This window comes from Sulfitobacter sp. CW3 (genome assembly GCF_019392245.1).
Lineage (GTDB): Bacteria > Pseudomonadota > Alphaproteobacteria > Rhodobacterales > Rhodobacteraceae > Sulfitobacter.
Genome location: NZ_JAHXRL010000002.1, coordinates 346,941 through 372,107, shown reverse-complemented (window position 1 = coordinate 372,107; position 25,167 = coordinate 346,941). Strand labels below are relative to the sequence as shown.

Here is a 25,167-nt window from a genome sequence, read left to right as displayed (position 1 = left end):
CCTACCTTGGACGATGAACATGTGCAGATTGAACCAGCCCGAAAGCCAGTAAAAGGACCAGCATGGCAGATCCGCCATAGCTGACGAGCGGCAGAGGCACGCCCACGACCGGGGCCATTCCCATCACCATTGACATATTCACGGCAAAGAACAAAAAGAAGTTCAGCGCGATGCCCAAGGTGAGCAAGGAAGAAAACCGATCCTTGTTGATCACAGCGGCGGCAATACAGAAGATAATAATCAACGCGTACAGGCCCAGTAACGAAAAACCGCCAATAAATCCGAATTCTTCGGCAAGGGTGGTAAAGATAAAATCAGTATGTTTTTCGGGTAGGAAATTCAGGCGCGATTGCGTGCCTTGCATAAAGCCCCTGCCCGTCCAGCCACCGGACCCAAGGGCAATTTTGGACTGAGTGATGTGATACCCTGCGCCCAAGGGATCGGTACTGGGGTCGATAAACGTATCGATGCGCCGAAACTGATAGTCTTTTAGCAATTGCCACGGCGTGCCGCGCGATTGGAAAACCGCGGTGATCAACCCGATGCCGGCTGAAAAGACAACGGCGAAATAGGCCCAATGCACACCGGCCAGAAACATCAGCCCCCCGCCTGCGCACATCAGCAATAGCGCCGTACCAAGGTCGGGTTGCTTGAGCACCAACGCAGTGGGCACAAGGATCATGACTATGGGAAGCAGCACCCAAATGGGCCGCGATGTGCGTTTGGCTGGCAGCCAATCGTAATAGGCAGCCAGCATCATCACGAGGGTGATTTTCATTAACTCCGATGGCTGTAGGCGAAATGAACCCAGTTCAATCCAGCGCTGTGCACCCATCCCGACAGAGCCGAACAGTTCGACCGCGATCAGCAAAACCACTGTCCCGAGATAGGCGACCCCGGCAAGGTTGCGCCACAGCCAAATGGGTACCATCCCCACGGCAATCATCAGCCCCAGCCCCATGGCAAAGCGTTTCATTTGCGGTTCGGCCCAAGGCATAAACCTGCCGCCCGCAACAGAATACAGCATCAGGAAACCGACACAGGATACAGCAATCAGCAGAATGGTCAGGGGCCAGTTCAGATGCAGGATTTTCCTGAACCCGGTGGGGACGTGTTTGACGTTATATTCAAGATAACTCATGCCTGATCTTTACCTTTGATCGTGGCCTGGGGTTGCACATCGCGCAGTTCTTTTTGCTGTTCCGCAATACGGTCTCTGTCGCCTGTTGGATAGGCATCAAGGGGGGGCTCGCCACCATAAAGCGCCTGTAAAAGCACGTCGCGCGCAATTGGTGCAGCGGCTGTTGAACCACCACCGCCATGTTCGACCAGTACTGATACGGCATAGCGCGGCTTGTCCGAGGGGGCAAAAGCCACGAACAGCGCATGGTCGCGCCGTTCCCAGGGCAGATCCTCGTTGCGGCTGACACCCCGGGCGCGCTCGGCGGTGGTGATGCTGCGCACTTGGCTGGTGCCCGTTTTGCCCGCCATGCGCATCCCTTCGGCAATGATACGCGACCGGTATCCCGTGCCCCGTCTGTCATTGACGACAACATGCATCCCCTTGCGGATTTTGCGCAGGTTGTTTTCGTTCATCCCCAACGGTTCGCCCCCGCCCGAGGGCTGTTCGATCCCATCGATGGATTTGATTAGGCGCGGCGTGACCATACGGTTGGTCGCGATCCGTGCTGTCATCACCGCCAACTGGAGCGGCGAGCTGAGCGTGAACCCTTGGCCAATCGACGCATTGACGGTATCGCCGATTACCCATTCTGCGCCGCGTGTTTCTCTTTTCCACGCTTTTGTCGGGGCCAGGCCGGACGCGACCGAGGACAAGGGCAGATCGTGGCGGATGCCCAACCCGAACCGCTTGGCGATTGCTGATATTTTTTCGATCCCGACTTTCAGGGCAAGGTCATAGTAATACACATCGCAGGACTGCTTGAGCGAATTTTCGAGATCCATCGAGCCGTGGCCTGCGCGTTTCCAACAGTGGAATTTGCGCCCCCCAACCTCAACATGGCCGGGGCAATAGACGGTGTCGTCCGGCCCGATAATGCCTTCTTCCAATGCGGCCATAGCCACGACCATTTTATAGGTTGATCCAGGGGGATAGGTGCCTTGAACGGTCTTATTCACCAAGGGGCGGTGCTTTGATTCCAGCATCGGATCGTAATCGGCTGATGAAATACCCCCGATGAACAGGTTCGGGTCATAGCTGGGCGAAGACGCGTTCGCGACCAAGTCACCGTTTTCACAATCAATGATGACGACTGCCGCACTTTCCGTGCCCAATCGGGCCTGAACATAGTTTTGCAACTTGGAATCGATGGTCAGCTGAAGGTCAGCGCCAGATTGCCCCTCGCGACGAGACAGTTCGCGCATGACCCTGCCTGTGGCGTTTACTTCGACCTGCTTTGTGCCAGCGAGACCCCGTAGCAGCCCTTCTTCGCGGGCCTCGACGTTGATGCGGCCAATTTGAAAACGCGGGATACGCAGTACCGCGTCCGGGGTTTCCTGCGCGTCTATATCTGCCTGACTTACGCGGCCAACGCGCCCCACGATATGGGCAAAGTCGGACCCGCGCGGATAGACACGTGTGAGGCCGACCTCGGGGCTAACGCCGGGCAGCGCGGGGGCATTCACGGAAACGCGGCTCAGATAATCCCAGCTGACGTTATCGGCGACAGTGACGGGCAAAAACCGCTCGGCGGCTTTCACTTCGGCGATGGCGCGGTCGCGGGCTTCGGGGTCAAGGTCGATCACTTTGGCCAGACGGTGCATGACCTCTTCGACATCGCCAGCTTCCTCGCGGACCATGACGATGCGGTAGGAGGGGACGTTTTGAGCCAGCTGTATGCCGTTGCGGTCAAAAATCTCGCCACGTGTGGGCGGGATCAGACGGATGTTAATGCGGTTTTCTTCGGCGAGCAGCAGGTATTGATCGGCCTGCTCGACCTGTAGATAGTTCATGCGCGCGGCAAGACCGCCCATAAAAAGCAACTGCACGCCGCCCAATAACGCAGCGCGACGGCTCAACTTGGCTTGGCTCGCGTCTGTTTCTGCCCTGCTGCGTCTCATCCCCGTCTCCTCATCCGCGGCTGCCAGCGCTGTCAAAGTCGCCCGGTGTGGCCTTGCGTACGCCCATGAACAGATGGGTGACCAAAACCACAATAGGATAGACCAAAACCGTCAGCCCCAATTCGATCAGGCTCAATTTTAGGTCAGGCCGGGGAGCCAACACCAATACTAGCACAAAGCGGTTTAGCAGCAAAACTGCCACAAGCCAGATTGTCACGGCAAGCCATTCAGGTCCGAAACTGCTATCGCGCAAGGACCGCCCGCGTATTTTCAGGTTTTCGCAGGCAATCAGGGCCAATAATGCCCACAGGCCTGGCGGGCGCTGAAGCAATAAATCGGTTAGTAAAAACACAGCGCAGAGCAGAATGGCGGGCACATATTCGGGCCGCCGCACGGACCATGCAAAGGCGAAAGCAATCAGCAGATCAGGTGCAACCATGTAGCGTGCATTACCTTGGTTTAGCAGGTTGCGCAGTCGCGCCTCTGCGGGGTCGATGCTGGAAAGTGGGGGCAGCAGATCGACCTGAAACAAGGCCACGGGCTGCGTTTCAATTGGCAGAAGGTGAAAGAACAGCAACGTCATCGCCAGCATCAGGAACACCGCGCGCATCATCCACAGGCGAAGAGGTGATTGAGTGTCCATTATTCGCCAAGGGGCTCGGGGGTGTTTGATGCTGGGTCGGGTCGGCTTTGGTCCAGTATAATTGACGCGCCCTCGGTCACCGTCTCGACGCTGTGCCCGCGCAACACCCGCAAAAACTCCAGACGTTCAAAATCGGCAGCGAGCCGTACACGCAAGCGGCCACCGGGATCAGCGGCGACCTGACCGATCAACAAGCCCGCTGGAAACACACCCCCGTCGCCCGAGCTGATCACACGGTCACCGGGGCGCACAAGATCGGGGTTTTCAAGAAAATCAATCGGCGGCGCAGAAGAGTTATCGCCCGCGATAATCGCGCGCTGGCCAGAGGGTTGGATGGTCGCGGGTATGCGGCTGGATATGTCGGTGACCAAAATGACCCGTGCGGTGTCTTTTCCGACCCCCGAAATTCTGCCCACAAGGCCAATCCCATCCACCGTGGCCCAGCCTTCTACGATGCCGTCTCTTGATCCGACATTCAGCAAAACGGATTGGCGAAACGGTGATCCTGAATCGGCCAGTACCACGCCTGTGATATAGGTCAGACGTGGATCAAGCCGCACCTTGTTCAGGTCCAGCAACCGGGCGTTTTCCTGTTCAAGTTGAAGCGCGGCTTCTTTCCATGTCTGCATCTTGCGCAGTTCGGACCGCAGCTCTTGGTTTTGTACGGTGAGCCGTTGATAGCTTTGATAGTCGCGCAGCAGATTGACGGTTCCGGTCACGGGGGCCATGGCCCAATCCAGATTGGGAACGATGCGATCTGTGATTTGTGCGCGAAACCGTTCGACACGCGGGCTGTCGATGCGCCACAGCAGAAATACGCCAACAAGCAGTAAGAACAGCACAGCCAACATGATCCGCCGTAAAGGCCGGCCAAAGTCGTTGGATGATGATCGGTCTGTAGCCATGACGTGACGTGTTCCCTGCCTTTAGGGCAGGGCCGTCCTGCCGCTGATCGGGCTTTGGTAAAGTGTGCCTGATTTAGCTGTCGTAGTCGATGGCGTGGCGCAATTGTTTTTCGTATTCCAATGCCTTGCCCGTGCCTAAGGCCACACAGTTCAATGGCTCGTCTGCCACAGAAATGGCCAGACCTGTCTGTTCGCGCAGCGCCAGATCCAGATCGCCCAGCAACGCGCCACCACCTGTCAGCATCACGCCGCGATCCACGATATCGGCGGCCAGATCGGGTGGCGTGGTTTCAAGCGCTGTCATCACTGCTTCGCAGATTTGCTGCACGGGTTCGGCCAAGGCTTCGGCGATTTGCGCTTGGGTGACTTCGATTTCCTTGGGGACGCCGTTCAACAGGTCGCGCCCGCGGATTTGCATTGATGTGCCGCGCCCATCATCGGGCATCCGTGCCGTACCAATAGATGTTTTGATGCGTTCGGCGGTTGTTTCACCTACCAGCAAGTTTTGCTGACGACGCAGATAGCTGATGATCGCTTCGTCCATGCGGTCACCACCAACGCGAACGGAACGCGCGTAAACGATGTCGCCCAGCGACAGAACCGCAACTTCGGTCGTACCACCACCGATATCGACAACCATGTTACCCGTTGGATCGGTGATCGGCATGCCCGCACCGATGGCAGCAGCGATGGGTTCTGCGATCAGACCCGCGCGACGTGCACCGGCCGACAGAACCGACTGACGGATTGCCCGTTTTTCAACGGGGGTGGCACCATGGGGAACGCAGACAATGATCTTGGGCTTTGAGAAGGTCGAGCGTTTGTGCACCTTACGGATGAAATGCTTGATCATTTCCTCGGCGGTATCAAAGTCGGCAATCACGCCTTCGCGCATGGGGCGGATCGCTTCGATGCTGCCCGGCGTCCGGCCCAACATCAGCTTGGCGTCTTCACCCACGGCCAGCACTTTTTTAACGCCGTCCTTGACGTGATAGGCCACAACCGAAGGTTCTGATAGAACGATGCCCTTGCCTTTGACATAAACCAACGTGTTTGCCGTCCCAAGGTCGATGGCCATATCGGACGAGAACAAACCACGGAATTTATCAAATATCGACATAAGCAGCAGAACCTTGCAAAAAATCGTTTTCGGCCAACGACTCTGATCAACGACAGGTCGTAGGGTTGTATAGGGTGATGTGCCCCAAGACGAAAGGGGGATTGACCATACTGGTGGCATGATGCCGCCACTACGCTATTATTTTAGCTAAGTGTTAAAATTGGGGAAGCGAAAATGCAGAAAATCCAAGTCATCGGGGTTCATCACATCACGCTGATGGGCGCGGACCGCCAGACCAGCATTGATTTCTGGGAGGGGCTGCTGGGGATGCCGTTCATCTTTGACCAGCCCAATCTGGACAACCCTAACGAGGGGCATCTGTATTTCGATCCCGGCGACGGGCGTTTGATCACGATTTTCACGAACGAAGATCGCAAACCGGTTCACAGCCGGACCCCCACCGATGCAGGTTGCGTGCATCATCTGGCGTTCGAGGTCGACCGCGCCATGTTCGACCAAGTGCTTGACCGGCTGCAAGAACGCGGCATCGGTAATTCCGGCATCAAGGATCGCGGTTTTATGCATTCGATCTATTTCAAGGACCCGCTGGGGTTTTTGATCGAACTGGCATGTTATACTTTCATCCCGCCGCGCGGTTCATCCCATGCCGAGGTGATGCTAGAGGCCCATAAGCTGCGGGTGGCGCGTGGCGATCACCACATCGAACGCCAACATCTGGCAGATGCGACCGTGATGATTGTCGAGCGGTCACAGCGGTCCCTGTCGGACGACCGGTCGCCTAAAAATCCGTACTGATAGCAAAGGGGGTACGTCCGTAAGCTGGGTGCGCCCGCTGCTAAAATACCAACGGGCGCTGCTCTGCATCTATTGAATTGGAAACCGGGGGCTGTCGAAAGCCCCCAAGCGGGGCATGTCTTGTTGCCCCTGCAATTCCATTAGTTTTTGAGTGTTATCATTTTCGGGTTCGGTTCGGCCCAATTAGATAATTTCATCTTCGTCAAAAAGCGGATCATCCGTTAGCTGGTCATTCAATTCTTCAACCGCGCCTTCCGCTCTGATCATCGATTTTACCCGCGCGAGGTGGAAAACGGCATCGCCTTCGTTCACGATTGGCAATACCGCGCGGCCAACCACAATACCGTTAAATGGCGCGATGATTTCTTCTTCCTCTTCGCCAAATGGATCTGCGACAATCGCCATCACGTCACCTTTGGCCACAACATCGCCATCCGCCTTGAAGGTGCGCAGAAGCCCACCGGCCGGTGCGCGCAGCCATTTGCTGGAGAGGCAATACTGGGACGCCGCTTTTGGCTTGGCGATACCCTTGGCGGGAAGCATCCCGATGTGTCGCATTACACGCAAGATACCTGCGACCCCCGCGCGTACAGACATCTCATCAAAACGCAGGCCTTCACCGGCTTCATACAGCAGGACATCCTTGCCGATGTCTTTCGCGGCCCCCCGCAAGGAACCCTCGCGTAGTGGGGATTGCAAAATGACCGGTGCGCCGAACACTTCGGCCAGCTCGGCCGTATAGGGATTATCCGGGGAAATACGGATCTGGGGCAGGTTCGTGCGATGGATTGCGGCTGAATGCAGGTCAATCCCAAGATCGCAGCGGGCGACGATCTCGTTCAGGAACAGACTGGCCAATCGGGACGCGAGCGACCCGCCGGACGTGCCTGGAAACATTCGGTTCAGGTCACGGCGGTCAGGAAGATAGCGAGAGTGGTTAATGAACCCGAATGCGTTCACAATCGGGATCACAATAAGCGTGCCGCGCAGCGATTTCAGATTGGGTGTCCGCAAAAGACGTCTGACGATTTCGACGCCAATCACTTCGTCCCCGTGAATGCCGGCACTGACGAACATGGTTGGCCCTTCCAGCTTTCCATGAATGACATGTACAGACATTGAAACCGGCGTGTGGTCTGACAGAACACTGACCGGAAGATCAACGGTTTGGCGTGCGCCAGCTGCAATGCTGACGCCCCCAAATTCAAATGCTGCGCGGCGACCCATCAACCTTTACCTTTGGTCTTGGTGTTGCCTTTCTCAGCGCTTTTTTCGATGTACTCGATGATTTTCCCTGCAACATCCAGACCGGTTGCGTTCTCAACGCCTTCCAAACCCGGGGACGAGTTTACTTCCATCACAACGGGGCCATGGTTGGCGCGCAGCATATCAACGCCGCAGACGTTCAGACCCATGGATTTGGCCGCGCGGATCGCGGTAGACCGCTCTTCCGGCGACAGCTTGATAACTTCGGCCGATCCGCCGCGGTGCAGGTTCGAACGGAAATCGCCTTTTGCGCCGGTACGTTTCATGGCGGCAATTACCTTGCCTCCAACAACGATGGCGCGGATGTCGGTGCCGCCGGATTCCTTGATGAACTCTTGCAACAAGATGTTCACGCCGGCCCCGCGGAACGCTTCGACCACGGAAACCGCAGAACGCTTGGTATCGGCCAATACGACGCCGATGCCCTGTGTACCTTCAAGAAGTTTGATAACCACGGGCGCACCGCCAGCAAGTTCCAGCACTTCGTCAGTCTGTTTTGGGTCATGGGCAAATGTGGTGACTGGCAGGCCAACACCATCACGGGCCAAAAGCTGCATCGAGCGCAGTTTGTCGCGGCTACGGCCAATGGCGACACTTTCGTTCAACGGGTAAACGCCCATCATTTCGAACTGGCGAAGAACGGCCAGACCGTAGAAGGTTACAGAGGCACCAATACGAGGAATGACCGCGTCATAGCCTTCAAGCTTTTCGCCGTTATAGTACATCTCTGGGCGACGCGAAGCGATGTTCATATAGCAGCGCAGCGTGTTGATAATGTGCAGCTCATGACCACGTGCTTCGGCGGCTTCTTTCAGGCGTTTGTGGGAGTATAGGTTGGCATTACGTGCCATCATTGCGATTTTCATTCGAAAATTCTTTCTGCCTCAAAGGCGTTGTTGACCAATTTCGGTGGTCAGATTGGCGCGGCGCGTATGCACTGCGATATTTCGTTTCTTGAGCGCGGTGCGCCCGACGATCATCGGAAATCGCATATTGTTGCGATCAGCGAGTGAGACTGAGATGGGCCATGATTGGTCCATCAATTTTAACTGGGTTCGGATGATGATCCGCTCTTCGGGGACACCGCTTGTGTTCTTGATCAGCCGCCGGTCGTGGACCGGTGCTTCGACGCAAAGCGCTGGCGATATTCCTTCCATCGGAACCTGAAACCTCACCCACTCGGTATCGCCCCGAAAGAAGGTCTCGATCCCGACAGCATGAAGCGCCGATGTGCGCGCGCCAGTGTCGATCTTGGCCTTCACGTTCTCAAGCCCAAGCGCAGGGAGGCTGACATGCTCCATCCACCCGATGACCAGCAGCCGACGCTCTTTCGATTTCAGCGTGCCCTTCATCAAACCAGCCACGGCATCATAAGTGTGGCCAAGCTTAGGACAAAGAAGAAGCCCGCCATGTCTGTCACGGTAGTAAGCAGCGGGCCGCTGGCGACTGCCGGATCTTGCCCAAGCCGTTTCAACAGCAACGGAACGACGCCACCGATGGACACTGCCAGCATGGTATTAAGAGCCAATGCTGCGCCGATGACAAAACCAAGTGCAGGGCTGCCCTTCCAGACCCATGCAACGATGCCAATCAGAACACCAAGCGCGATGCCATTGACGACGCCCACGCTGATTTCTTTCAGCCAAACTTTGAATGCATCCTTGGGGCGGACCAAACCTAGGCTTAGTTCTCGCATGGTCACACCAACCGCCTGGTTGCCCGAGCAGCCGGACATATCGGACACCATCGGCAGGAACACAGCGATAGCGATCACCGCAACAAGTGTCTCTTCGTAGGCCGAGATGACCGATGCTGCGACAATGTTGAGAACAATGTTTGCCGACAGCCACGCCAACCGGCGCCGCGACCGCAACCATGTTGGCATGGAACGCAATTCATCCCCAACCACACCTTGCAGTTTCAGGTTTTCGCTTTCGGCGCGTTCCAACAACGCTTGTGACACGGCATCGCGCGACACAACGCCAAGCAGTTTGCCGTCACCATCGATAACCGGCACACCCAAGAAGTCGTATTTATCAAAGATATCATCGAGATCGGATAGCGCAGTGTCTACCTGCACCGACATGGGTTCGACCATAATCGTTGTCAAAAGTGCTGCACGTTTGGTTGCCAAAAGGCCCCGCAATGACACGACACCTACCAGCACGCCGTTTTCGTCAACGATATAGGGATGCTGGCCACGATAGCGGTCAACGTCGTCGTCGTCTTTGGCAAGCACCCGAATGACGTCACTGACTGTCATCGTGTTCGTACACTCGAACACCTCGGACATCATCAAACCACCAGCCGTGTCGTCGGCATATTCCGAAAGGCGGCGCACATCAGCGGCATCCTCGGCGTCCATTTGGGCAAGGATTGCTTCGGCCTCGGCGTCTTCCATGTCACCGATCAGATCGGCCTGCACATCCGAATCCATCTCGTCCATGATTTCCACGGCGCGAGACGTCTCAAGCCCTTCCATCAGGTCGGCACCCATCTCGTGCGGTGCTTCTTCGACAAGCTCGGCGGCCAACTCGCTCGAGACGAGCGTCAGGACTGTCCGGCGATCCGGGACCGAAAGCTCTAGAAGCTCACGTAGTGCTTCAGACAAGGGCAGGGGTTCGAACAGCGCATCCAACCGGTCTGCGTCGTTTGCTGCAATTGCCAGCCCCAACTCTTCGGAAAGATCGATATCGGCTTCGACGGATGTGACGTGTTGGTTCATTTGAAATCTCCTCAGGCCGGATGCACCGTCGGGTGCTTCGACATCAGTCTTCACGGCATTAATTTTTGCGTAATCAGCGGGTCTGCGCTGCGAACCGTCCACGATAGGTGGGGCCGCACGGCTGTCTCACGGTGGTGTTCGAAATCAGATGTGTCGGACGGATAACGTCTAACTTTTCCCGATCTCAACGGCGGGCCGCTGAACGCCTCGTCCTTCGATCATGCCCAAAGCCTTGCAAGCCCGTAACACCGTCCAATAGCCTTCTATGGCCGTTTCGGTGTGGTGCTTTCCGTCAAGGTCACGCGGCAGGGATACCAGCTCGTCTGGCTTGGATCCGATCAACTCCGCAACGCACTCTTCCAGGCCTTCGCGCTCGATAACCTCTCGGAATACGAGGCTCAGAGTACCCCGCATCCAAGCAAGCGTCGGCAATCTCAAGAGGCGCTCGTAAACCAAAGACGCGTCCGGGTCGTGACATTCCACAAGAACGTTGGGCCCGGGGTTAAAGCCCCCAACGCGGTAACCAATGGTGGAATCGCTCCAGGGAGACGTCAGGACGTGAACAAGAGCACTTTCCGCTGCATCTTCGGGATGTGAAGGAAGGGCATTCATGTTCGTTTGCTCCTGTTCGTTTTCCATTGTTTCCACGAGGGCCCCCCAGCATTTTACGCCTCTTTTGAGGGTGTACAGCTTTATGACCATGTGGTTATCATGTGTAAAACTAATTATATTAATGCTTAAAGGCAGAAATACTTATGGATATTTTTGCAAGGCTGTGGCGGCGTTTAGGAGCCGGATCGCGGCAAAAAATCCCCTCGTGAAAGCAGGCGAGCGTCTAAAGTAGCATTAGGAATGAAGTTTCTGGAGGCCGCTGCCTAATAAGCGCTGGCTCATGAAAAACACGGGACCGTCTGCATCGATGTCCGGTATGCGGACAAACCGGACTTCCGCTGCGCGTGGTTCAATGTCCGGTTTGGCGAGCCGTTCAGCAAACGGTCGTTTTTGGGAGGGTGTTACTGTTCGCTCGGAGTTCTCGCAGACCGATTTGTGCATAGCGTAACATTACATTACGAAACTACGTGAAAGGGGGTAAATCTGGATGTTCATCTTATCGCTTCGAGGCAAGTTTGGGATCTCTATTGCCTTATGGATTCATGGTTTGACCGCTCTAATGACCATTGTTCTTTTGGGTTCGACCACACTTGGCCTTCAGTTGACCGTCTTTCTGATTTTTATAGTCGGTTCAGTGTTTATTCTGCGCTACATGAACCAGAATAAGGAACGCCTTATCTTCAACAGCCCCGCAAATAGACAGGTTGCATTTCCATCGTCACCCAAGATTGAGAAAGCTACAGCTTACTTCCAAGGCGCAATTGTCATCTTTTTCTTCTTCCCCGTGGTAGTCATTCACTTGCTCGGCAAAGGTCTATCAGACGTTCCCAATGGGGTTATCTTTCCGGTGTTCTACCTTGCCTCCCTCGCCTTCATCGGAATCCTACAAAATGTAGTCCGCAGTCAAACGCAGTAATTCACTGCGGTTTTTTTTATGATCTTCGACGCGCGATTAACACGGTCATTTGTTTAGATGCCTGTTCCAAAAAACCTCGTTTGTGGCACAGGCCCAAACCACCCCAGTCTACGCTGCCAAAAACCTCGTTCAAAATCCGAGTGGTTGCTGAAGGTTTTAGATCGTTCTCAAGGTAACGGACATTCGTGCATAGCGCAGCATCCGGTTTGAATGGGCTCCAAACGGCCGTTAGCTGCCGACTGCGCCGATGTCGGCTATGCGGACTTTCCGGCGGTTGCCAGCTACCAATCCAGTTTCAGAATTGGGACCATAGGCCTTGTTGAAAGCGCCTACTTGGGTTTGTAGTTCGAACCGTTACAGTATGTACGGCAGAAGCTGGTACATCACGATACCTCACTCTTCCCAATCTTCCAGCAGCGCCCGAAGGTCGTTTCGCGTTAGCCCTATATCATTCAGCCATCGGTCGTCTGCACGGGTCAACATCCACGCCATTGACCGCCGCTGTTCACGTAAGGCCTTCCAACGTTTATATAATTTTATAATCATTCATCGCCTGCCTTTCCGTTACTCAAATCGGTTTTCGGCGATTGGTTGACATCAATCAAACGCATAGTAATGATGTCAGGTATCTGAAAAATTGATGGGGATTTGCCATGCAGCCACCGCTTGACAGTAATCTCATGCGCGGTTTTTTGGCCGTTGTTGATGCAGGTTCTGTGACCCGCGCGGCAGATCAGATGGGCCGCACGCAGTCGGCGGTATCGATGCAAATCCGAAGGCTCGAAGAAAGTCTTGGCCAGAGCATCTTTGTGCGCGAGCCGCATGGCGTCAGTCTTACCGAAAGAGGCAGGCAACTGTTACCGTTTGCCCGCCGTGTGATCGGCCTGCTGGATGAAACGGCAACAGCGCTGCGGGAAAAACCGCTTTCGGGGCCGGTGCGTGTCGGTATTCCTGATGAATATGTGCAGAGCATCTTACCTTCGGCGCTTGCCTCGTTTTCACAGCGTCATCCCGAAACACAAGTAACCGCCCGTTGCGATTTCAGCGCGCCGCAATTGGCCGCGTTGGGGGCCGACAAGATTGATCTTGCTGTGGTTTATGAAGGCTACAGCGAAGATGAGGCAGAGGTTCTGGCCATTGATCCGACCGTTTGGGTCACGTCCAATACTCACTGCCAGCATTTGCGACGACCGTTGCCCATATCGATATATTTCAGTTCGGATTGGTGCCGCGACTACGCTTTGCACTCGCTGGAGCAAATCGGAGTAGATTATTATTCGGCCTTCGAATGCGACACCTCGGCGAGCATGCGCAGTGCCGTGATAAATGGCATTGCCATTGCCCCGTTGGCCCGCAGCTCAATTCCACCTGGATGCCGCGAATTAACACCTGAGGACGGGTTTATCACGATCGACAACGCACGGGTTGTACTGCACCGCAATCCTGCAGGGACGTCACCTGCGATAGAGGCGATGGTCGTCACACTGCGCGATGCTTTTTGTCCTTTGGCCGGAAAAGGGCAGGACTTTCGCTCATAAATAGACTGAGCCGAAGCGCGAACAGCGCATTGAAGTCGGTATTCATTCAAGCGGCAGCATCGACAGTTTGAGCTTGAGCGAGACCAATGCTGCCCGCGGACAGGCGTATAAAAAAGGCAGGGTCGAAACCCTGCCTTGTCCAATCAACCAGCGTCTTTGTAGCTGATTTCACGTTTGTCGGTGCCGCCTTTTTCGCGGCGTACCAACAGACGGTTGAGCGCGTGAATATAGGCTTGGGCTGAACTGACGACCGTATCCGTGTTGGCGGCCTGTCCGGTCACAATGCGACCGTCTTCCTCAAGACGGACAGACACGGTTGCCTGCGCGTCGGTGCCTTCGGTGACGGCATGCACTTGGTACAGTTGCAGGCGGGCAGAGTGATCGACCAACGCTTTGATGCACTTGAACGACGCATCTACGGGGCCGTCGCCGGTCTGTTCGGTGCTGTGTTCTTCGCCATCCACGATCAGCGTCATTTTGGCGACGTTCGGCCCCTCGGTGCCGCAGACAACATGCATCGATTTCAGCTTGATCCGGTCGCTTTCGGGATCTGTCGCGGTGCGCATCAAGGCAATCAGGTCATCGTCATAGATTTCCTTTTTGCGGTCAGCCAGTTCCTTGAACCGGACAAACACGTCCTTGAGCTGGTTGTCGCCCAATTCATAGCCAAGGTTTTCGAGCTTGGAGCGCAACGCAGCGCGGCCCGAGTGCTTGCCCATGACGATATTGGTTTCGGTCAGGCCCACATCTTCGGGGCGCATGATCTCGAATGTTTCGGCGTTTTTCAGCATGCCATCCTGATGGATGCCGCTTTCGTGGGCAAAGGCGTTCTTGCCGACGATGGCCTTGTTGAACTGCACGGCAAAGCCCGACACGGTGGCGACGCGGCGCGAGATGTTCATCAGCTTGGTGCTGTCCACACCCGTCTGATAGGGCATAATGTCGTTGCGGACCTTCATGGCCATCACGACTTCTTCGAGTGCGGTGTTGCCCGCGCGTTCGCCCAGACCGTTGATGGTACATTCGATCTGACGCGCGCCTGCCTCGACAGCGGCAAGGCTGTTGGCGGTCGCCATGCCAAGGTCGTTGTGGCAATGGGTGGCAAAGATGATCTCGTCTGCGCCGGGCACGTTTTCCAGCAGTTTGCGGATCAATTCCGCGCTTTCGCGTGGCGCGGTATAGCCGACCGTATCGGGGATGTTGATCGTGGTCGCCCCGGCCTTGATCGCGATTTCAACGGTGCGGTAGAGATAATCAAGCTCGGTCCGGGTGGCGTCCATCGGGGACCATTGCACATTGTCACACAGGTTGCGCGCATGGGTGACCGTCTCGTGAATTCGGTCGGCCATTTCATCCATGGTGAGGTTCGGAATGGCGCGGTGCAGGGGCGAGGTGCCGATAAAGGTATGGATGCGCGGTTGGGCTGCGTGTTTCACGGCCTCCCAGCAGCGGTCAATGTCGCCAAACTGCGCACGTGCCAGCCCGCAGATCACCGAATTCTTCGACAGCTTTGCAATCTCGCTGACGGCGGCAAAATCACCTTCGGAGGCGATGGGGAAACCGGCTTCGATGATATCGACGCCCATTTCATCCAGCAGACCGGCGATTTCGATCTTTTCGGCGTGGGTCATGGTTGCGCCGGGCGATTGTTCGCCATCGCGCAACGTCGTGTCAAAGATCAAGACGCGGTCTTGTTTGGTCGTATCGGTCATGTTTTGGGTTCTTTCATTCTGCTTTTCAAATCCTTGGCGCGCTGCACATCCCTCTGAGCGGGCGCGCCGGATGGCACGCTCAGAGGCGGATTAGCAGGAGTAGGTTTGCACACAACGACGGCGCGCTTGCGCGCGTCAGGGTCGGTGTATGATCAGCATAAGTCATGGGGGCACGTTATACCCGCGCGAACCCAAATGGGAAGAGTTTTTTGGGCGTTTCCTTTGCGGATGTTGAAGGGCGCGGTTTTCCCGCTAATTTGAGGGTATGAAACAGATTTTGATTATTGGCGCGTCGGGCGGTGTCGGATCGGCCTTGGCGACCGCATACGCGGCACGTGGCGATCAGGTGACGGGCCTGTCGCGGTCGGTTGATGGGCTGGACCTGACGGATGAGGAGAGCGTCGAGGCACATATAGGCCGCTTGGACGGGCCGTTTGATGTGGTGATCGTGGCCTCGGGCGCGCTTGAGATTGACGGGGCAGAGCCTGAGAAAACCATCAAGTCTATCCGTCAAAAGGCAATGATGGATCAGTTTGCCCTAAATGCTGTTGGCCCCGCGTTGGTGTTGCGGCATGCGCCTGACCTGTTGCCCCGCGACGGACGAGGCGTGTTTGCGGTGCTGTCGGCGCGGGTCGGGTCCATCGGTGACAACAAGATCGGCGGCTGGATCAGCTATCGCAGTGCCAAAGCCGCACTGAACCAAATCATCAGAACCGGCGCGATAGAGCTGGCGCGCAGTCACAAGCACAGCATTTGCGTGGCGCTGCACCCGGGTACCGTCAAAACGCCGTTCACCGAGAAATACCTTGCCCGCCATCCCGCTGTCGAGGCGTCCGCGGCGGCGGAAAATATCGCGCGAGTGATCGACGGGTTGGGGGCGGATGACACGGGGGAATTCTTTGACTGGGCGGGTTCGTCTGTCCCTTGGTAGAGCGGTGGTTTGCCACAGGCGGTGCGGCTGTGGCCGCGGTTTCAGTGCGCTCCGCGCGGGGATATTTAAGAGCCAGAGAATGCGGACAAGGGTTTGGGTGCAAATGAACGCTGCGCATTTCTGTGAGAGTGCAGGCGCTAGAACATGCCGTAGTCGCGCATCACATGGGCAACGCGAATGCGAAAATCCTGAAAGTAATCTTCGCGCGCGGCTTTGGGGGCCGCTTGCCGGGCTGTCACCTCGCGCCATTCGTTAAGGGCGGCCTCGTCTCGAAAGAAGGATATCGACAGTATTTTGTCCGGATTGGCGAGCGACTGGAAACGTTCAACCGACATAAATCCGTCGATCTGATCCACCAAGGCGCGCATCCTTGTGGCCATATCCAGATAGTCGCTGCGTTTGTCTGCGTAAGGGAACGCTTCGAATATAACGGCGATCATTCTGAGAGCGCACCGTTTACCCACGTGCCTGAGGCTTCCTCGCCCGTGGAATAACGCATGGAGCCAGCCCCCTGGCGTTTGCCATCCTCGAATGTGCCCTCGTAGACATCACCGTTTGAATAGGTTGCCGTGCCTTGGCCTGACATCATGCCGTCGGCCCATTGGCCGTCATAGGTAAATCCATCGGCCATGGTGATCTTGCCCGTGCCATCGCGTTTGCCATTGGCGAATGTCCCCTCATAGGCTGTGCCATCGGGATAGACCGCTTTGCCGGTGCCATGTCGTTGGCCGTCTTTCCAGTCGCCCTCGTAACGGTAGCCGTCGGCATAGGTCATCGTGCCTGTACCGTCATTGCGCGCATTCTTGAAATCACCCTCGTAGACAATGCCGTTGGGATATGTCGCAATGCCGCGCCCTTCGATAACGCCTGCGGCCCAAGACCCCTCGTAGCTGGACCCGTCAGGATAGGTGATTTTGCCCTGCCCATCGGCCAGATCATCCCGGAAACTGCCCGCATATACGGACCCGTCGGGATAGGTAACTTGACCTTCGCCTTCGATCTGGCCGGCCACCCATGCGCCAGTATAGACGTACCCGTCGGTTCCAGTGAATGTGCCTTGCCCGTCGCGGTGGTCGTCCTTGAATTGCCCCTCGTAGGTGTCACCATTGGCATAAGTAACTGTACCCGTGCCCTGACGTTGCCCGGCGACCAGATCACCCTCGTAAATGTCGCCATTCGGTTGGGTCAATGTGCCGGAACCATCGATTTGCCCGTCTTTCCACAGCCCGACATAGACCAGCCCGTCTGGCATGGTTAGCGTGCCCGTTCCATTGCGTTCACCGCTTTGGATTTCGCCATCATATATCGCGCCATCGGGATAGGTGATCTTGCCCACGCCCTGTTTGGCCCCATCCACCCAATCGCCTTGATATGCATAGCCACCGGGGGATTGCATCACGCCCTTGCCGTGGTGTTTCGCGTTGCGAAACGCCCCCTCATAGCGCACACCATTGGCATAGATCGCGATGCCTTGGCCCATGATCGCGCCGCCTTGCCATTCGCCCTCAAAGGTGCCGCCATCTGCAAATGTGATCTTGCCGATGCCATCGGGCTTGCCCTTGGCAAAGCTGCCCTCGTAGATCGATCCATTGGGAAAACGCGCCGTGCCGGACCCTTTGATCTCGCCATCGACCCATTCGCCGGAATATTCATAGCCATTGGGGAGCGTGTAAGTCCCTGTGCCATGCTGGACACCGCCGCGAAATGTGCCTTCGTAAATACCGCCATCGTCATATTGCTTGCTCAGCACCGACCCGTCTTGAGCCAGCACCGAAAACGGCAGCAAGCTGAGGCACAGAATGAAAGGCGTAAGGGGCAATCGGGGCATGGCACAGCTTTCGACTAAAGGGGCACCAGATCACGAACGGCGCTTTTGTTAGCGCGGAGACTAAGCAATGGCCAGCAAGGGGGCAATCTTCTTTTGCGGGCGGCGGCGGTGCTTGGCCTTTCCCTTGGCGCGTGATCTGCTACATCCCTTGCGTACATTATCGAAGGATGGCCACATGACATCGCGTTTTCGCATCACGCTGGGACAGTTGAACCCGACCGTTGGGGATTTGGCGGGGAACGCAGCCCTTGCCCGCGATGTATGGGCGCAGGGCAAAGCGGCAGGTGCCGATCTGGTGGCATTGCCCGAAATGTTCATTACCGGCTACAACGCCCAAGATCTGGTGATGAAGCGCGCCTTTCAGCTTGATGTCATGACCCATATTGAGGCGCTGGCCGCTGATTGTGCCGACGGCCCCGCATTGGCAATCGGCGCACCTTGGGTCGAGGGGGCCGATCTTTATAACGCTTACCTGATCCTTAAGGGCGGTGAAATCGCCAGCCGGGTTCTAAAGCATAATCTGCCGAACGAGACCGTGTTTGACGAAGTCCGCATTTTCGACAGCGGCCCATTGGGCGGTCCCTATTCTGTTGGGAACACCCGCATTGGCAGCCCGATTTGCGAGGATGCCTGGCACCCCGACGTCGCGGAAACCTTGGCCGAAACCGGTGCCGAGTTTCTGTTGGTTCCCAACGGGTCGCCCTATTATCGCGGCAAGTTTGAAACACGGCTGAATAATATGGTTGCCCGCGTGATCGAAACCGAACTGCCGCTGATCTATCTGAATATGGTCGGTGGGCAGGATGATCAGGTGTTTGACGGTGCCAGCTTTGGGTTGAATCCCAGCGGCAAGCTGGCGTTCCAGATGCCTACTTTTGACGCTGAAGTCGCGCATATCGACCTTGAACAGAATGCCGAAGGATGGCGTATCGTTGACGGTCCAAAGGCGCATTTGCCATCCGAATATGAACAGGATTACCGCGTCATGGTGCTGGGCCTGCGCGATTATATGCGCAAGACTGGTTTCAAGAAAGTGCTGCTGGGCCTGTCGGGCGGGATCGATTCGGCGATAGTGGCGGCGATTGCAGTTGATGCGCTGGGCGCGGATAATGTGCGCTGTGTGATGCTGCCGTCTGAATACACATCCCAAGCGTCACTGGATGATGCCGAGGCTGTCGCCAAAGCGCTGGGCTGCCGTTACGACTATGTTCCGATTTCACAGGGCCGCGCGGCGATTACCCACACGCTGGCCCCGCTGTTCGAAGGGATGCAGCCTGACCTGACCGAGGAAAACATCCAGTCGCGTCTGCGCGGTCTGCTGCTGATGGCGATGAGCAACAAGTTCGGCGAGATGCTGCTGACCACGGGCAATAAATCCGAGGTCGCGGTTGGCTATGCCACGATCTATGGCGATATGGCGGGCGGCTATAACCCGATCAAAGATATGTATAAAACCCGCGTGTTCGAGACCTGTCGCTGGCGCAATGACAACCATCGCGACTGGATGATGGGGCCCGAGGGCGAGGTGATTACACCGCGTATCATCGACAAACCACCCACGGCGGAGCTGCGCGAAGATCAAAAAGACAGCGATAGCCTGCCCGACTATCCCGATCTGGATGCGATGCTGGATATTCTGGTGGATCAGGACGGGTCAGTTGCGGATTGTGTCGCAGCGGGCTTTGACCGCGATGTGGCAAAAAAGGTCGAGCACCTGATATACATTAGTGAATACAAACGGTTTCAGTCCGCCCCAGGCCCGCGCCTGACCAAAGGCGCTTTCTGGCTGGATCGCCGTTACCCCATTGTGAACCGGTGGCGCGACCCCAGCTGAACGCCGCCTCATTTTCTGGACAATCTGGCCGCGCTGTGACAAGCCAGCGGCCAACAGGAGAACCCAATGACCATCACCCGCTTTGCCCCATCCCCCACCGGTTATATCCACGTCGGCAACCTGCGCACGGCGCTGATGAACTATCTGATTGCCCGCAAGAATGGCGGCACCTTTATTCTGCGTATCGACGACACCGATCCGATCCGCAGCAAGGAAGAATACGTCGAGGGTCTGAAAGAAGACCTGACATGGCTGGGCCTGAAATGGGACCGGGTAGAGCGTCAATCCGAACGGTTGGACAAATACCGCGCCGCGGCAGACAAGCTGCGCGAGATGGGCCGTTTCTATGAGGCGTGGGAAACGCCTACAGAACTGGACCTCAAGCGCAAGAAACAGCTGAACATGGGCAAGCCGCCGGTCTATGACCGCGCCGCGCTGAACCTGACCGAAGCCGAAAAGAACAAGCTGCGCGAAGAGCGTGGCCCCGGTGTCTGGCGCTTCAAGCTGGATCACGAACGGATCGAATGGAACGACGGCATTCTGGGCGATATTTCGATTGATGCGGCATCGGTTTCCGACCCAGTGCTGATCCGTGCCGACGGCCAGATTTTGTACACGCTGGCGTCGGTTGTCGATGATACTGAAATGGGCGTGACCAATGTGGTGCGCGGATCGGATCACGTGACCAACACGGCAACACAAATCCAGATCATGAAGGCGCTTGGCGGGACTATCCCTTCGTTCGCGCACCATTCGCTGCTGACCGGCCCGCAAGGCGAAGCCCTGTCCAAACGTCTGGGCGTGCTGGCCCTGCGTGATCTGCGCGCGCGTGGTGTTCAACCTTTCGCGCTGCTGAGTGTGCTGTCGCGGATCGGGTCGTCTGACCCGGTAGAGCTGCGCACCAACATGGAGGAACTGATCGACGGTTTCGACATCAGCCACTTTAGCTCTGCTCCGACCAAGTTCGACGTCGAGGACCTGTTCCCGATGACCGCCCGCTATTTGCAGACCTTGCCGCTTGAGGCTGTCGCGGATGATATCGCAGCGATCGGCGTGCCCGACGACAAGGCGGCGCTGTTCTGGCAGGTCACGCGTGAAAACATCACCACGCTGCAAGACCTGAAAGGCTGGTGGGACATGTTCAGCCAAGGGGCCGAGCCTGTGATCGCCGATGAGGATAAAGAGTTTATTGCGCAAGCCATGGCAATGCTGCCCGAGGGCGCGTTTGACGAAACCACCTGGAGCACCTGGACCGCCGCCGTCAAAGAGAAGACGGGGCGCAAAGGTAAAACGCTGTTCATGCCGCTGCGTCTGGCGTTGACCGGCCAAGCGCGCGGGCCCGAGATGGCTGCCGTGTTGCCACTTTTGCAAGTTGTGAAGGCGCGCGGATGAATTTGACCGGGCACCTGGACGTAAGTTCGGGAGCCTTCGGCGAGAGTTTATTTGGCAAAATGAATATAGGGCGCGCGTGTCATGGCTGACGGGCGCGCCAAATTTTTGTCGGGCAACCTGTTCGGCCATGTAGCGACGATGTCGCTTTTGGCGTCGGTCGGGTTGGTCGCTGTGTTTCTGGTCGATTTTGTCGACATGATTTTCATTTCGATGCTGGGCAAGGCTGAACTGGCGGCGGCTGTCGGCTATGCTGGTGCGATCTTGTTTTTCACCACCTCGTTCGGGATTGGTCTGGGGATTGCCGCGGGGGCTTTGGTGGCGCGGGCCTTGGGGCAGGGCGATATGGAACTGGCGCGCGAGCGGACCACCCATGCGCTGTGTTATGGCGCGATTTTCGGGGTGGTGTTTGCGGTCTTGGTGTTTTTGTCGCTGGACCCGTTGGTGCATCTGGTTGGCGCGCAGGGGGAGACGGCGGATTTGGCCGTGCATTTCTTGCAGATTGTTGTGCCATCGGTGCCGTTTTTGATGTTGGGGATGATGGGCAGCGCCATTCTGCGTGCCCATGGGGATGCCCGCCGCGCGATGATGGCAACGATTGCGGGCGGGATTGTGAACGCGATCCTTGATCCGATCCTGATCTTTGGCTTTGAGCTTGATCTGACCGGTGCCGCCTTGGCATCTTTTGTGGCGCGGGTGGTGATTGCCTATACCGCGCTGATGCCGATTGTGCGCCATTATGGCGGCATCGCGCGGCCCAAGCTTGCGGGCATGTGGCGCGACTTGTTTCCCGTGCTGGCCATTGCGGTGCCTGCGATTTTGACCCAAGTGGCGACGCCGGTTGGCCAAGCCTATGTCACGCGCGCGATGGCGGCATATGGCGAAGACGCGGTCGCCGGAATGGCGATTGTCAGCCGCATGATGCCGGTGGCTTTTGCGGTGATATTTGCGCTGTCGGGGGCGGTGGGGCCGATCATCGGCCAGAACTTTGGCGCGGGCGATATGGGGCGGGTCAAGCGCACCTATAATGCGGGGGTGTTGTTTGCGGCGATTGTGATCGTCACAATTTCAGCCGGATTGTTTCTGACGCGCGGGCCGTTGGCGGCGCTGTTTGATGCCGATGGTATCACCATGACGTTAATATTTTTGTTTTGTGGCCCGCTGTCGCTGGCGTTTTTCTTTAACGGGGTGCTGTTCGTGTCAAACGCCGCGTTCAACAACATGGGCCATCCCTATTATTCTACGGTCACGAATTGGGGGCGCAACACGATTGGGATGGTGCCGCTGGTGTGGCTGGGCAGCGCCTTGTTCGGCGCGCCGGGTGTGTTGATCGGGCAAGCGGCAGCGGGCATTTTGTTTGGCGGGTTTGCCTGGGTGTTGGCGCTGCGGTTGATTGCGGCAGGCGGGCGACCCAAAGGGCCACGGCCCGAGGCGTTCGGCCGCGAAGGCCGGTTGATGTCGCTACTTCACCTGCGCCGCTAACCGGTTCAGGTTGTCGTCGACGAGCGCTTTTTCCGGCGCGGTCAGGGATTGGTGGCGGGGATACTGCGGCGCTGCACGGTCATTCAGCACGGGGGCATCCCAGCCCCGTGTGGTATCAAAAAACCGCGTCACGCCTTCGGTGCCATATTCGCGTAGAAAACCCTGAACGACCACATCAAGATAGCTAAGCAGGATGGCGTTATCGCCGCCTTGCTGTTGGTTTTTCGGGGCAATCGAATAATGCGCCATGTCGGGGGAGGGCAGAATATCATGCAGCACAGCGCCGCCGGAGCTGATGCGGTCATAGCCGGTTTCGCGGGTATCAAGCGCCTCCCAATCCGCGCCGGGGACGGCTGCCACCAGCCCGTCGATGGTCGTGCCGGGATCCGGTTCAACGCTGAGGAAAACCATGTCGCGCAACGCGGTGCGCACCCAGACCCGCCGCCAGCCCTGCAACTGCGCAAGGCGCGCATCGGGATAGGTGTGGGTGTTGCGGTTTACGAGGCTGCCATAGCCGAAAAAATACGGTGTCATTAGGGTGTTTTGGCCGATGATTGCGCGGATGTCCACTGCTCTGCGCGCGATGCATAACCTACCGGCAGTGCGAAAAACAATTGCAGGAAAAGGCGCGACTTAGCTTGACGCTGCGCTGTGATCCGGCATAGCAATAGCCACCGTAACGGGAGAACTGGGACAGCCCAGTGCCGAAGGAGCAACCGCCCCGGAAACTCTCAGGCAAGTGGACCGTTACGTGACCGAAACACTCTGGAGAGTGGTGCCACATGCACCCGCCGAAGGGATAACGATCTCAGGCGAAAGGACAGAGGGGGCATTTTGTGGGTCGCATCGTGCTGCCTGCTGAGTGCCAGTTTGGTCAAAGGCCTTCTGGATTTGAAAAGAAAAGGCCTGAGACCATGAGCGATTTGCATCAAACCCCGCTATACGATTTGCATCTGGAACTGGGTGGCAAAATGGTGCCCTTTGCTGGGTATTCGATGCCCGTGCAATACCCGATGGGCGTCATGAAAGAACACCTGCATACGCGCAGCGATGCCGGGTTGTTCGATGTCAGCCATATGGGGCAGGTGATCTTGTCAGGCCCATCATGGGACGCGGTGGCGACGGCATTCGAGAGGCTTGTGCCGATGGATGTGCTGGGGCTGGCCGATGGGCGGCAGCGCTATGGGTTGTTTACCAATGATGCGGGCGGGATCGAGGATGATCTGATGTTCGCCCGGCGCGGTGATGATCTGTTTGTGGTGGTGAACGCCGCCTGCAAAGGCGCGGATATCGCGCGGATGAAGGCCACACTTGAACCTGATGTGACCGTAACGCCGATTACCGATCGCGCATTGATTGCGTTGCAAGGGCCCACGGCGGCAGCGGCGGTTGCCTCTCTGGATCCGGCGGCGGCGGATATGCGGTTCATGGATTTTGGCACATTGAATTTGGACGGGATCGAGGTCTGGGCATCGCGGTCGGGATATACCGGCGAAGACGGGTTTGAAATTTCCGTGGCTGATGCGGATGCCGAGACACTCGCGCGTCGTTTGCTTGCCTTGGAAGGCGTGGAGGCCATTGGGCTGGGCGCACGGGATTCACTGCGGCTTGAGGCGGGCTTGTGCCTGTATGGCAATGACATTGATGCCCAGGCCAGCCCGGTTGAGGCAAGTTTGAACTGGGCCATCCAAAAAGTACGCCGTGCCGATGGTGAGCGTGCAGGCGGCTATCCGGGTGCAGAAATGGTGCAAAAGGCGTTCGCGGACGGTGTGGCGCGCAAGCGCGTCGGGCTGGCCCCCGAAGGCCGTGCGCCGATGCGCGAAGGCACGCAGCTTTACGATGCCGAAACCGGCGGGCGGCTGGTGGGCAGTGTTACTTCGGGCAGTTTTGGACCGACCGTGGGTGGACCTGTTGCTATGGGCTATGTCGGTAGTGAATATGCCAGCGTGGATACCGCGCTGTGGGGCGAGGTGCGCGGTAAGCGTTTGCCTGTGCGTGTGGCCAAGCTGCCCTTTGTGGCGGCGAATTTTAAGCGATAATCAACAAGGGACGAACAGATGATATTTACTGAAGAACACGAATGGCTGCGCGTTGAAGGCGACGAAATCACCGTGGGCATCACCATTCACGCGGCAGAGCAGCTGGGCGATGTGGTGTTTGTGGAACTGCCATCCGAAGGCGTGACCGTCAGCAAAGACGACGAGGTCGTTGTGATCGAATCCGTCAAAGCCGCATCCGATATTCTGGCCCCTATCGATGGCGAGATCATCGAGGTGAACGGTGCCCTGACGGACAATCCAGGTATGGTGAATGACGACCCGCAAGGCGAGGCGTGGTTCTTTAAGATGAAAGCGTCTGATCCAAGCCAGATGGACGATTTCATGGATGAAGCCGCCTATCAAAAATTCATCGGGTAAACCGATTTGCCC

At 57.0% G+C, this 25,167-nt stretch carries 23 protein-coding genes and 1 riboswitch; of the genes, 9 read left to right on the top strand and 14 right to left on the bottom strand.

Annotated elements, in window-relative coordinates; translation table 11 throughout:
• Position 1 precedes the first annotated feature (1 nt).
• The 5 genes from rodA to KZZ06_RS05125 form a co-directional block, all read right to left on the bottom strand.
• Complete coding sequence (gene rodA / locus KZZ06_RS05145) at positions 2-1,141, bottom strand: rod shape-determining protein RodA (protein WP_219578969.1); 1,140 nt, start codon at positions 1,139-1,141, stop codon at positions 2-4.
• Entirely contained in the window at positions 1,138-3,081 is a 1,944-nt protein-coding gene (mrdA, locus tag KZZ06_RS05140) for a penicillin-binding protein 2 (RefSeq protein WP_219578968.1), read from the bottom strand. The genes rodA and mrdA overlap by 4 nt, the downstream gene beginning before the upstream one ends.
• Positions 3,082-3,091: 10 nt before the next feature.
• The gene (locus tag KZZ06_RS05135; RefSeq protein ID WP_219578967.1) at positions 3,092-3,724 is read right to left on the bottom strand and encodes a rod shape-determining protein MreD; all 633 of its coding nucleotides are present in this window, start codon (positions 3,722-3,724) and stop codon (positions 3,092-3,094) included.
• Complete coding sequence (gene mreC / locus KZZ06_RS05130) at positions 3,724-4,629, bottom strand: rod shape-determining protein MreC (RefSeq protein ID WP_219578966.1); 906 nt, start codon at positions 4,627-4,629, stop codon at positions 3,724-3,726. The genes KZZ06_RS05135 and mreC overlap by 1 nt, the downstream gene beginning before the upstream one ends.
• Before the next feature lie 73 nt (positions 4,630-4,702).
• Positions 4,703-5,749, bottom strand: coding sequence for a rod shape-determining protein (locus tag KZZ06_RS05125; RefSeq protein ID WP_257884210.1), 1,047 nt, complete (start codon positions 5,747-5,749; stop codon positions 4,703-4,705).
• A 174-nt stretch (positions 5,750-5,923) separates the two neighbouring features.
• Here KZZ06_RS05125 and KZZ06_RS05120 point away from each other — a divergent pair, with 174 nt between their 5' ends.
• On the top strand, positions 5,924-6,505 hold the full coding sequence (locus tag KZZ06_RS05120; RefSeq protein ID WP_219578965.1) for a VOC family protein: 582 nt from the start codon (positions 5,924-5,926) through the stop codon (positions 6,503-6,505).
• A gap of 183 nt (positions 6,506-6,688) precedes the next feature.
• Here KZZ06_RS05120 and KZZ06_RS05115 read toward each other — a convergent pair whose 3' ends face one another.
• From KZZ06_RS05115 to KZZ06_RS05095, 5 genes are all read right to left on the bottom strand, one after another.
• Entirely contained in the window at positions 6,689-7,732 is a 1,044-nt protein-coding gene (locus tag KZZ06_RS05115; RefSeq protein ID WP_219578964.1) for a succinylglutamate desuccinylase/aspartoacylase family protein, read from the bottom strand.
• A complete protein-coding gene (gene rimK / locus KZZ06_RS05110) occupies positions 7,732-8,637 on the bottom strand; it encodes a 30S ribosomal protein S6--L-glutamate ligase (protein WP_219578963.1) in 906 nt (301 codons plus the stop codon). Before rimK ends, KZZ06_RS05115 begins: the two co-directional genes overlap by 1 nt.
• A gap of 18 nt (positions 8,638-8,655) precedes the next feature.
• A complete protein-coding gene (locus KZZ06_RS05105; protein WP_219578962.1) occupies positions 8,656-9,123 on the bottom strand; it encodes a RimK/LysX family protein in 468 nt (155 codons plus the stop codon).
• Complete coding sequence (gene mgtE, locus KZZ06_RS05100; protein ID WP_219578961.1) at positions 9,123-10,496, bottom strand: magnesium transporter; 1,374 nt, start codon at positions 10,494-10,496, stop codon at positions 9,123-9,125. The genes KZZ06_RS05105 and mgtE overlap by 1 nt, the downstream gene beginning before the upstream one ends.
• Before the next feature lie 168 nt (positions 10,497-10,664).
• The gene (locus KZZ06_RS05095; protein ID WP_219578960.1) at positions 10,665-11,144 is read right to left on the bottom strand and encodes a hypothetical protein; all 480 of its coding nucleotides are present in this window, start codon (positions 11,142-11,144) and stop codon (positions 10,665-10,667) included.
• A gap of 451 nt (positions 11,145-11,595) precedes the next feature.
• On the opposite strand from KZZ06_RS05095, the gene KZZ06_RS05090 reads away from it, so the two are divergent.
• Positions 11,596-12,024: a hypothetical protein gene (locus KZZ06_RS05090; RefSeq protein WP_219578959.1), complete on the top strand. Its 429-nt coding sequence runs from the start codon at positions 11,596-11,598 to the stop codon at positions 12,022-12,024.
• Between the two features lie 653 nt (positions 12,025-12,677).
• Complete coding sequence (locus tag KZZ06_RS05085) at positions 12,678-13,562, top strand: LysR family transcriptional regulator (protein ID WP_219578958.1); 885 nt, start codon at positions 12,678-12,680, stop codon at positions 13,560-13,562.
• A gap of 143 nt (positions 13,563-13,705) precedes the next feature.
• On the opposite strand, the gene KZZ06_RS05080 is transcribed toward KZZ06_RS05085, so the two are convergent.
• The gene (locus tag KZZ06_RS05080) at positions 13,706-15,274 is read right to left on the bottom strand and encodes a 2-isopropylmalate synthase (protein ID WP_219578957.1); all 1,569 of its coding nucleotides are present in this window, start codon (positions 15,272-15,274) and stop codon (positions 13,706-13,708) included.
• 265 nt (positions 15,275-15,539) lie between these two features.
• Between KZZ06_RS05080 and KZZ06_RS05075 the strand changes: the two genes are divergently transcribed.
• Positions 15,540-16,205, top strand: a complete 666-nt coding sequence (locus KZZ06_RS05075) for an SDR family NAD(P)-dependent oxidoreductase (protein ID WP_219578956.1) — start codon at positions 15,540-15,542, stop codon at positions 16,203-16,205.
• Between the two features lie 137 nt (positions 16,206-16,342).
• Here the strand turns inward: KZZ06_RS05075 and KZZ06_RS05070 are convergent, their stop codons facing one another.
• Together KZZ06_RS05070 and KZZ06_RS05065 are read right to left on the bottom strand one after the other, a co-directional pair.
• On the bottom strand, positions 16,343-16,645 hold the full coding sequence (locus KZZ06_RS05070) for an antibiotic biosynthesis monooxygenase (protein WP_219578955.1): 303 nt from the start codon (positions 16,643-16,645) through the stop codon (positions 16,343-16,345).
• Positions 16,642-18,033 (bottom strand): MORN repeat-containing protein, encoded by a 1,392-nt coding sequence (locus KZZ06_RS05065; RefSeq protein ID WP_219578954.1) that lies wholly within the window; start codon positions 18,031-18,033, stop codon positions 16,642-16,644. Before KZZ06_RS05065 ends, KZZ06_RS05070 begins: the two co-directional genes overlap by 4 nt.
• 175 nt (positions 18,034-18,208) lie before the next feature.
• Here KZZ06_RS05065 and KZZ06_RS05060 point away from each other — a divergent pair, with 175 nt between their 5' ends.
• From KZZ06_RS05060 to KZZ06_RS05050, 3 genes are all read left to right on the top strand, one after another.
• Positions 18,209-19,867, top strand: a complete 1,659-nt coding sequence (locus tag KZZ06_RS05060; protein WP_219578953.1) for an NAD+ synthase — start codon at positions 18,209-18,211, stop codon at positions 19,865-19,867.
• Positions 19,868-19,933: 66 nt separating this feature from the next.
• Complete coding sequence (gltX, locus tag KZZ06_RS05055; protein ID WP_219578952.1) at positions 19,934-21,259, top strand: glutamate--tRNA ligase; 1,326 nt, start codon at positions 19,934-19,936, stop codon at positions 21,257-21,259.
• Between the two features lie 81 nt (positions 21,260-21,340).
• Positions 21,341-22,738 (top strand): MATE family efflux transporter, encoded by a 1,398-nt coding sequence (locus KZZ06_RS05050; protein ID WP_219578951.1) that lies wholly within the window; start codon positions 21,341-21,343, stop codon positions 22,736-22,738.
• Here KZZ06_RS05050 and KZZ06_RS05045 read toward each other — a convergent pair.
• Positions 22,718-23,272 carry a gamma-glutamylcyclotransferase family protein gene (locus KZZ06_RS05045; protein WP_219578950.1) on the bottom strand — a complete coding sequence of 185 codons (555 nt, stop codon included), beginning with the start codon at positions 23,270-23,272 and terminating at the stop codon, positions 22,718-22,720. The two genes, KZZ06_RS05050 and KZZ06_RS05045, sit on opposite strands and share 21 nt — an antisense overlap.
• A gap of 136 nt (positions 23,273-23,408) precedes the next feature.
• A riboswitch (glycine riboswitch) is annotated at positions 23,409-23,495 on the top strand.
• A gap of 157 nt (positions 23,496-23,652) precedes the next feature.
• Between KZZ06_RS05045 and gcvT the strand changes: the two genes are divergently transcribed.
• On the top strand, positions 23,653-24,777 hold the full coding sequence (gene gcvT, locus KZZ06_RS05040; RefSeq protein WP_219578949.1) for a glycine cleavage system aminomethyltransferase GcvT: 1,125 nt from the start codon (positions 23,653-23,655) through the stop codon (positions 24,775-24,777).
• Positions 24,778-24,795: 18 nt separating this feature from the next.
• A complete protein-coding gene (gcvH, locus tag KZZ06_RS05035) occupies positions 24,796-25,155 on the top strand; it encodes a glycine cleavage system protein GcvH (protein WP_219578948.1) in 360 nt (119 codons plus the stop codon).
• Positions 25,156-25,167: the final 12 nt, after the last annotated feature.